Below are 7,723 nucleotides of genomic sequence, written 5' to 3'. Positions count from 1 at the left end.
CTTCTCCCGTCCTGCCCACCGCGTTCCAGTCCAAATTTGGCGAACGGTAAGGCGGCAAGTTATAACCAGGTTTATTCCAAAAAGCAACGGACCACCTGGTGCAGTGAATGCGAGGTGGTCCGTTGCTTTTTGATGAATCAATCTTAGTCCAGGTTCAGTTCAAAGGCCAAGCGAGAAGCGTCGCTGGTCTGTTCATCCACGTAGATCGTGCCGCGGTGCTTGTAGCCGAAGCTTCGAGCAATCGCCTGCATCTGTTGGTTCTTGACGTGGGTGTCCATCCGAAAGTTGTGCACACCTTCATGGTAGGCCTGACTGATCAGATTGGAGAAGAAATAGTGGCTCAGGTGTTGCCCACCAAAGCCCGCGCCAATGGCAATGCGGTGAATGGTGGCGTAAGGGTCTTGGTTGTTCAACCATTGCCCGTCTTCGATATTGCGGTAGTTGGGGTCGTCCCCAATCACCATCGTGGCCGTGCCGGCAACTTGCCCATCGACCACTAATAACCAGCATTGCTGGCCGTCTACGTCCCGTTTTAGGGCCGCGGCATCCGGATAGCCATCCTGCCATTGTGGGCTCCCAGCGGCCTTTAATTGGGTCTTGGCGTGATTGATAATGGCCATGATTGCTGGTAAGTCACGTAGCGTGGCCCGTTTGATGAAAATTAAACTCATCGTGATGCCTCCTCAGTAGAGATTCCTAAAATCTAGAATACCACTTGCTGGGGTCGACTAGAAGGAATTCATGAAACTTGAATAGTAAGTCTGAAGGAAGTTCATGACGGAACCACCCACGATGTTTCCGGCGATGTAAATGAAGATTAAGAAGGCAACCGTCAACGCAGCTTCGGCCAAAAGTAGGGTGTAGAACTTATCAATCCGGGGGTTGTCAACGTCCTTGATAATAATGAAAATGTAGCCCACGCTCAGGATGACACTGGTGGGAATCATGAAGAGAATCATCAGACTGTAGCTAGAGAAATTAGCACCGGTCGTGATCAGACTCAATAAGAAGGTAATCAGGTTAAAGATCAGGATCAAGTTGGTAATTCCGGCGAATTGGTTCGTAAATTCCCAGAAATTAAGGGGCGCGTTGTCATCGATCAGCCGGCGGAAACCGTAGCTGAGGCTAACGTAGATGGCGGCACCTAACAGAATGAGAAAGAAGAAAATTAAACCGGCCTTGAATAAGAGACCGTTAACGTTGATCATGCTAGCCACGGCCTGGCTGACGTCGCGGCTGTATAGGGCGACGATTCGCTTGCCAAGGGAAACCAGTGTCAGCACGGTCAGCAAGGCTTCCAGTGCGATGGCAATGGCCCCAAAGGAACGGTTGACATTGGGGATAACCTGACTAGGGTGGCGAATGGTGGCCAACCACCAGCTGAAGAAGTTGCCGGAGAAGCGCTTGACGTCGGCAAAGGAATCGCTGGCGTTGGCGTTAGCGTTGGTACCAGCCGTTGTTTGGGTCGCTTGGGGTTGGGCCTGTGGTTGGGGCTGTTCGCGCGGTTGATCATCCGGGGTGGTGGCACTCGCTAGGGCGTAGCCACATTTGGGACAGAACTTAGCGTCGTTTTTGATTTCGGTACCGCAGTGTGGACAGAATTTTTTGGTGTTATCCATGAGTAGTCTCCTTAGTCGTCTGAGTCTTCATGGTAGTCGTTAACCTTTTGGCTACCAGAGATTTTAGTGATTTCGTAGCTTTGTGAAGAATTGTCATCGTTAGCGGGCTTTAGCGTGGCCGTGTACTGGAAGGTCTGAATGTGATCGTAATCGTCCAGTGCGAAGTCATATTTAACCGTGTAGGTGACTAAGCTGGTTTCATTAGGACCGGGTTTGACGTTCTTGATGTCGGTGCTCATGTCGATACCGTTCAAGTCGTCATCCTTGTAGTAGCCCTCGGCCATTTGCTTCAGTTCTGAGTATTGCGCGTTGCTACTACCGTTGGCAAAGAAGTCGGCCATGTCATCGTCATCATCGTCGGTGGCCTCATCCATGTCGCCCTGATTGGAAAGGTTATCTACGGCAGTAAAGAGGTTGTCGAAGAAGTCATCGGCATCGCTCTCTTCGATCATGCCCTTGTAGTCCAAATCAACATCGGATTGGTCGTCGGTCTTGCTGATGTGAACGGATGGCGTCGTTGCCTTACCGGCGCTGGATGAATACTGGGCATAGGCCGACATGTCAGATGACCAGGGTTCGTCATTCAACGCGTACATCCCACTGTCATCGGCATTCCCAATCTTCTTACCATTCAGGTAAATGGCGGAGGCGGGCACCGTGTTGAACGTGACGGAAACGGTCGTCAATTCCAAGTCATACGTCTTGTTATTGGTAATGTGATAGTCGCCACTGTTGGTGAGGTGGTGACTGCCGACCTTTCCGCTTGATTGCAAGTGGTATTCGCCGGGAACCATGGCGTCCAACTTCTTGGTGTAGTCGTCACTGGTTGCGGTGGCAATTTTCTGGTTATCCAGTTTGATCACGTTGCCCGTATGGTTCGTGGTGATCGTTGGGTAGACGGGGCTCACACTGATCTGGTACTTGGGGAAGAAGAGTAAGTGGTGCCCGTTTTGTTTATATGTAAAGTTGCCATCGCTGCTGGAGCCGCCCGTCTGGAGCTCGGACTTTAACGTGGCCAGGTCCTTGGCGTGTTCGCTGTAGTAGCGGTTAACGGGAAGAAGCTTACTCTTGCTGAGCTTGAGATCGGTGCTCCCACTGGTAAAGGTGGCCGTTAAGTTTTTACCGGACTTGATGCTGGCAATTTCACGGTCAAGCGTGGCTGCACGGGAGTAATGCTGGTTCCCCCAAACAAAGAAGATGACCAGTAAAACGACGACGCCACCAATGCTCCACCACTGAATCTTTTTCGCCTTGGTCATGGGTTGCCGTGGCCGTCGTGGTTGCCGCGTTGGCTGTTGAGGGGCCTGTTGCTGGGTCGCTTGTTGGCGTGTCGGTTGCGGCTGCTGATCAGGCACTGTGTTAGTGTTGGGCTGAGTCGCGTTATCCGCCTGCAGGTTGTAGCCACAATTTTGGCAGAAAATATCATCTGGTGAGATGGGATTTCCACAGTTGGGACAGAAATGGTTTTGACCGCCGCCGGGTTGGTTATCTGCCGGGGCAGCAAAGGGTGTTAAGTGCATGAATTTTACCTCCAAAAGTTAGTGTTGGTGCGCCACAATCAAGGCTTCACCATACAGGCAAAGCTGACTGGGATTTGTGGGTTGGGGTTGAATGGTGATGCGCGCGGCACCGTCGTAGTTCTTGGCCAGCAGGAGCGCGTACAGGTGTTTCATGAGATCTTCCCAAGCGGCCTTTTCGCCAGCGCGTGGGGCCACGTCGCTCTCCGCAAAGATGAGGCCCGCACTATGATAGCCGGCGGGTAAGTCGGTTGCCGCAGTAATGATAAAGTTCTTGGTCTGGGCCACCTCATCCGGCGTCAGCTCCAGGTCGAACAGGGGAAATGATTGATCGGCGGCATGTGGAATCAGGGCGTATTCGTCGGCGGGGGAAAGCGTGGTGCCACACTTCAGACAGAAGTTAGCGTCCGCTGCATTTTGGTTGCCACACTTGGGGCAGATTCGGTAGTAAGTCTGTTTCATAGAAATAAAGACCGTCCTTTCGGTTAATCGTCGGTTTCAAATTTATTGGTGTCGGGATTGTACTGACTCACGATGTCGTGAATCTGGTCGTAACGGAACGTCCCCTCATGCTGACCGGAATCCTTATCGTAAGCCTTGATTTCGAGCATGTTATCAGCGGGAACGGAGACGGTGTAGGTATTGTCGTCAACGTCGAAGTCATACTCGTCGCTGGCAGCGTTGATCCCTTCCTGATCGCGATCCGAAAGATCACTGGCGTCCTTCCCCGTCTGGTCGCTACTGGTAGTGGATTTATCATCGGCCGTTGGCTGTTCATCATTGCTGGTGTCCTGGCTATCCGTGGTTTCGTCCTTCCCAGTCGGGGTGTCGGTGGTGATGAGGCTGACCTGCTTGTGAACGTCATTATTCTTCATGAGATTGACGCTGGCCGTGGCCTTTGAGCGACTGCCCGAGAGCTTAAAGGTATAGTGCCCGGGAAATAGGGGACCGGCCGTGTAAGTGAAATGGTCATTCTTGGCCGTGACCAGGGGACTACCATTGGCTTCGAGCGTCGCATTAGCCACGTTGGTGGTTAAAACGGGATGCATGGTGCGAACCCGCAATTTATAAATGGGAAAGATCAGCATCGTGTGGCCGTCCGTCTCGAGCTTAAAGGTCTGGTCACTGGTTTCACCGGTGTTCATGAGTTCCCGTTGCAGCGACTTGGCGTAACCTTGGTGGTGCCGCGCGTAGGTCAGCAAGGGTTGAACGGTGTCCCCTGTGATCTTTAGGTTGGGATTATCACTGACCATCACTTTGGCGAGGTCGTTGCTCTGGTTGTTGGTAATCATATCGGCCATGTTCGCGACCTGCTGTTCCTTACCGGCTTGCTTGTTGTAAAAGGAATAGGCCAGGGTGGCGACGACCACCACGGCAACGGCTAGAATCGTCCACACAATCCGATTGAGCCATTTCGGATGCTTAGCCGGTTTGTCAGACACATGTTGTCTACGTGTCCGCTTGGGTTTGACCGGAGCTTGTCGTAAATCAAACCCACAATTCTCACAGAAGGTACTTCCCGGCGTGACGGGCTGGTGACAGTTGGGGCACTTCTTCATGGAACTCAACTCCTTAACGGGCAGTGCTTAGGCGCATGTTAAAAAACCTCAGCCACGGGTTATTGCGGCCCCGCGTGAGCTGAAGTCGATTGAACTTATGTATTGGGTTTAATAGCCAATGCTTGGGCGCATTTTGGCCAGACACACTACCGTATTATTAATTTTTTGTTATGTTTTTATTATACGCTAATATTAAGTTCACTGAAATAACTTTTGACGAATTAATTGACAGCATTGTTTTATGATTTGTGTGGTGAATCGTTCCTTAATGTATCGTCGACTTCTGGGCTGCCGGCGCCTTTTTTATCTTCCCCAAAGGTGGCCGTACAGGGAATATCGGCGATGACTTACCTTGAATCTGAAGGCGTAGGGAACCTGGCCGAACTAAACAGTCGGTTGTGGCGGTGGGACGCCTGAAATTGTGGTAGCGTAGTTCGCAAGTAAACCGAGGGGGCGGACACCATGCACTTTAAATTCAATCGCCAGTTTTACCGAACCCTTTCGTTTTGGCTCGGCGTCCTGTGCCTGTTGGCCGAACTCAGTATTTGGTCGTTTGATAATGGTGCCAGTCGGGCTTTAGGGGTGGGAACTGGGGCCTTTCTGATTCTCATCAGTCTAGGGTGGGATACGAAATAGCGTGTAAAAAAACGTGTTGCTGGTTTTTTAAAGCCTAGCAGCACGTTTTTGAAATTAAGATTGAGTCGCAAAGTAAGCTTGACCCGCGGCCAGCATGTCTGCCGTCTGTTGATTGAGTAGTGGCGGGAGTTGGTCGAAGGGAAAGTATTTCAGATCGAGGGTCTCGTCGGTCTCCTCACGCAACGTGTGGCCGCCGACGGGTTTGACGAGATAGAGCCGTGAGATCACTTGCGTTTTATCGCCATTGGGGTAGGTGGTAAATCCCTGATCGAAGAGTCCCAGTGGCCGCACGATTTCAACATCGAGGCCGGCGTCTTCCCTATATTCCCGCACACAGGCTTGGTCAAAGGTTTCGCCGTATTCCAAGTAGCCGCCGGGAAGACTCCAGTTGTGAGTATCGGTCCGCAGGTTAAGCAGGACCTCTTGCCGATCGTTGACTAGGATCGCCCCCGCTGCATTGAGGATGATGGGCCGGTGGCCAACTAAACTGCGTATCTCTTGAATGTAATTTGCCATGAGTGGATGACCTACTTTCTGATGGATTAAGGTCTAGTATGGCACAAAACGGCGGCTAAATAAAAGCCACCCTCATACCGGAATGGTTTCCCAGCATGGTGGTGACTGTCACCTGCGGCCTGAGAAGCGGTCCTCCGGCTCGGTTTGAAACCTGACCAGGATCGTCAGTTTCCAAACGCGTCCCACGCTGTAGACCGAGTGGAGAACCTCGGTCAACACCGTCGTCACAGCTACCTCCATCTCTGGCCTCCTCCGGTGACGTTAGATCATTGATGGCGATCCGGCACGGACAGTCGGGTTAAGCGAGACGCTGATAGTGCGTCAGTGTAGCCGTGAGCGAGCCAAATTTGGGCTCAGCCGTTGGATGTTCCAGGCAGAATGCTTGGAACATGGCGACTTTGAGACGATTTTTTTTCGGCTCAAAGCGAGGTCAAAGACCGCTCCTCAGGCTTTGGCCGTCCTTCCAACAGCGTTCCAGTCCAAATTTGGTGAACGGTAAGGCGGCATTTCCCATAGCCAACATCAGGTGTTACGGTTACTTGCCAATCCGGTGATAGTTGTCATCGAAGTACTTGCCCGCGCGGATATCATCGGGCATTCCCTCATAAGGGGCTTCACTGATGACGTCTTCGTTGTTTTGGCCAGCATCGCCCATGTAGGTGATCTTCGCAAATTCTGGGACCACGAGCTTGGGATAAGTGGCGTACTTTTCTCGGGCCGCTTCCATCACGTCAATGTGTTCGTTTTGGTAGGTTACCGTGATTTCGGGATGATCTTGGACCCACTTGGGGAAGAAGATGGTCCCATTTAATTTGCCTTCATTGGGGACAAAGTCCAGTGCGACGTCCGTGCCCGTGGGTTCCGTCCAGGCCACCTTGTAGATACCAGGGACCAGCATGACAATGTTGGCCTCCTGATCCGTTACCCAACGTCCAGCAACCATGCCGCCGTGGATGCGGTAGTCGACGGTGTGATCGTTCTTAGCGTACCATTCGTATTCCCAACCGTTATCGTAGGTGTAAATGAAATGAGTGCCTAAAAAGTCTGCTAGTGTTTTAAAAGTTTTTGTCATATTGTTTGCTCCTTCTATTCTGCGTTGCAAACATGTAATTAATTACATGTTTTAATTTACTTGATTAGTTTAAGCAGAATCAGTAGCATTGTCAACAGTTTTTCTTGAAGTTTAGGGGTGAAACTGGTTCAATGAAGAAGGACAACGGACGAGATGAAAGGGGATGGCGACTATCGGACAGCGAAACCGCCTGCAATTTATTATTTTGGGCCTACTGAATCAACAGCCGCAAACTGGCTATGATCTGGCCAAGGCTTTCGAAAATGAGATTGGTGAATTTTGGCAAGCACAGCATAGCCAGATTTATCCCATGTTGAAGCGGTTGGAAGCGGCCGGCGAGATTACCCATGAGGATACCGTAACGGGCGAAAAGCTCGCGAAAAAGCAGTACACGTTGACCCCCACGGGCCGTGAAAAATTGGTGGCCTGGGTCAGCCAACCGTCACCGGAATTGACGCCCAATAAAGATGAATTCATTCTCAAACTGTATTTTATTAAAGACGTGGACGATCCCCGGATTCAACCCATGTTGCGGGAACAGTACCGGTTACATCAAGCACAGCTGGCGCATCTCCAGCAGCGACAAGCCACGGTCTTCCCTGATACGAGTACGATTGATCAGGCCTATGGGCACTACCTGATTCTGGACCACGCCATTGCACGTGAGGCACACTACGTCTCATGGTTGACCCAGTATTTGACGCCTGAGGACTAGTCAGATTTTTGTGAACCTGGTCGTCCCATAAAAAAGCCACCACACCGGACTTTATCGTCGGCTGTGGTGGCTTTTTTAGTGGTGCTCGC

Annotated in this window: 9 protein-coding genes; 2 read left to right on the top strand and 7 right to left on the bottom strand. The window is 51.4% G+C overall.

Annotated elements, in window-relative coordinates; translation table 11 throughout:
- Positions 1 to 143 precede the first annotated feature (143 nt).
- The 5 genes from FD28_RS09355 to FD28_RS09335 are packed head-to-tail and all read right to left on the bottom strand — an operon-like array spanning position 144 to position 4,695.
- Positions 144 to 671 carry a GNAT family N-acetyltransferase gene (locus FD28_RS09355; RefSeq protein ID WP_057734779.1) on the bottom strand — a complete coding sequence of 176 codons (528 nt, stop codon included), beginning with the start codon at positions 669 to 671 and terminating at the stop codon, positions 144 to 146.
- Between the two features lie 57 nt (positions 672 to 728).
- The gene (locus FD28_RS09350) at positions 729 to 1,619 is read right to left on the bottom strand and encodes a zinc ribbon domain-containing protein (RefSeq protein ID WP_057734778.1); all 891 of its coding nucleotides are present in this window, start codon (positions 1,617 to 1,619) and stop codon (positions 729 to 731) included.
- A gap of 11 nt (positions 1,620 to 1,630) precedes the next feature.
- Positions 1,631 to 3,139 (bottom strand): zinc ribbon domain-containing protein, encoded by a 1,509-nt coding sequence (locus tag FD28_RS09345; RefSeq protein ID WP_057734777.1) that lies wholly within the window; start codon positions 3,137 to 3,139, stop codon positions 1,631 to 1,633.
- A gap of 18 nt (positions 3,140 to 3,157) precedes the next feature.
- Entirely contained in the window at positions 3,158 to 3,598 is a 441-nt protein-coding gene (locus FD28_RS09340) for a zinc ribbon domain-containing protein (protein ID WP_057734776.1), read from the bottom strand.
- A 23-nt stretch (positions 3,599 to 3,621) separates the two neighbouring features.
- The gene (locus FD28_RS09335; protein ID WP_057734775.1) at positions 3,622 to 4,695 is read right to left on the bottom strand and encodes a TcaA second domain-containing protein; all 1,074 of its coding nucleotides are present in this window, start codon (positions 4,693 to 4,695) and stop codon (positions 3,622 to 3,624) included.
- A gap of 462 nt (positions 4,696 to 5,157) precedes the next feature.
- Between FD28_RS09335 and FD28_RS13260 the strand changes: the two genes are divergently transcribed.
- Positions 5,158 to 5,331 carry a hypothetical protein gene (locus FD28_RS13260; protein WP_157059877.1) on the top strand — a complete coding sequence of 58 codons (174 nt, stop codon included), beginning with the start codon at positions 5,158 to 5,160 and terminating at the stop codon, positions 5,329 to 5,331.
- Positions 5,332 to 5,385: 54 nt separating this feature from the next.
- Here FD28_RS13260 and FD28_RS09330 read toward each other — a convergent pair whose 3' ends face one another.
- On the bottom strand, positions 5,386 to 5,847 hold the full coding sequence (locus FD28_RS09330; protein ID WP_057734774.1) for an NUDIX hydrolase: 462 nt from the start codon (positions 5,845 to 5,847) through the stop codon (positions 5,386 to 5,388).
- Between the two features lie 535 nt (positions 5,848 to 6,382).
- The gene (locus FD28_RS09325) at positions 6,383 to 6,919 is read right to left on the bottom strand and encodes a phenolic acid decarboxylase (protein WP_057734773.1); all 537 of its coding nucleotides are present in this window, start codon (positions 6,917 to 6,919) and stop codon (positions 6,383 to 6,385) included.
- A gap of 172 nt (positions 6,920 to 7,091) precedes the next feature.
- Here FD28_RS09325 and FD28_RS09320 point away from each other — a divergent pair, with 172 nt between their 5' ends.
- Complete coding sequence (locus FD28_RS09320; RefSeq protein WP_057734948.1) at positions 7,092 to 7,634, top strand: PadR family transcriptional regulator; 543 nt, start codon at positions 7,092 to 7,094, stop codon at positions 7,632 to 7,634.
- Positions 7,635 to 7,723 lie beyond the last annotated feature (89 nt).

Origin of the sequence: Levilactobacillus hammesii DSM 16381 (genome assembly GCF_001434395.1) — a bacterium.
GTDB lineage: Bacteria > Bacillota > Bacilli > Lactobacillales > Lactobacillaceae > Levilactobacillus > Levilactobacillus hammesii.
This window is presented reverse-complemented; position numbering and strand designations above follow the sequence as displayed.